The sequence below is a fragment of the Synechococcus sp. R55.2 genome, from assembly GCF_047462075.1.
GTDB lineage: Bacteria > Cyanobacteriota > Cyanobacteriia > Thermostichales > Thermostichaceae > Thermostichus.
This window is the reverse complement of the sequence record NZ_JANSIH010000237.1, coordinates 1-700: the sequence shown is the minus strand read 5'-3', so window position 1 is coordinate 700 and position 700 is coordinate 1. Positions and strand designations below refer to the sequence as shown.

The window sequence follows — 700 nt, the reverse complement described above, 5'->3', positions numbered from 1 at the left end:
TCCCGGCACTGACCCTACGGGTACAGTGCGGGGCTCCTGCGATTTCTAGCTGAGCTGGGGGCTCAGAAGCCGTGGGCCAATACTTCCTTGGCGGCGCGAGTTCCCGCCCCTGGGGTGAAGTCGCTGTAGCCCACGGTGTGTAAAGCTGACTCCAGAGCAGCCAAGGTCATCAGCACATCGCGGTCACTCACAAAGCCCAAATGGCCAATGCGGAAGATTTTGCCCTTGAGGTGGTCTTGTCCAGCGGCAAGGGCGATGTCGAAGTGTTTCTTCAAGGTGCTGCGGATGGTGGCAGCGTTGATCCCTTCGGGAGCGAGTACAGCTGTTACCGAAGGACTGGCCGCTGACTCTGGATCAACCAAGAGCTTTAGCCCCAGAGCCTTGACGCCAGCACGGGTGGCCTGGGCCAGCTTGGCATGACGCCGGTAGATGGCTTCCAACCCTTCTGCGCGCATCATGCGCAGGGTAACCTGCAGGGCGTAAAACAGGTTCACCGCCGGTGTAAAGGGAGTGGTGCCTTGGCGCAGGGCCTTTTGCGCCAGCTTAAAGCTCCAGTAGTACTTGGGAAACCTAGAGCGCTCCGTAGCGGCCATGGCCCGCGGGCTGACGGCCACAAATCCCAGCCCTGGTGGGATCATATAGCCCTTCTGGGATCCCGAGGCCACCACATCCAAGCCCCATTCGTCCATCAGCACCGGCA

The 700-nt window shown here is 60.7% G+C and carries 1 protein-coding gene; it reads right to left on the bottom strand.

The window, feature by feature from the left end; all coding sequences use genetic code 11:
• Positions 1 to 62: 62 nt before the first annotated feature.
• A partial coding sequence (locus tag NW838_RS08130) for a pyridoxal-phosphate-dependent aminotransferase family protein (RefSeq protein WP_414427832.1) occupies positions 63 to 700 on the bottom strand: 638 nt, incomplete at its 5' end.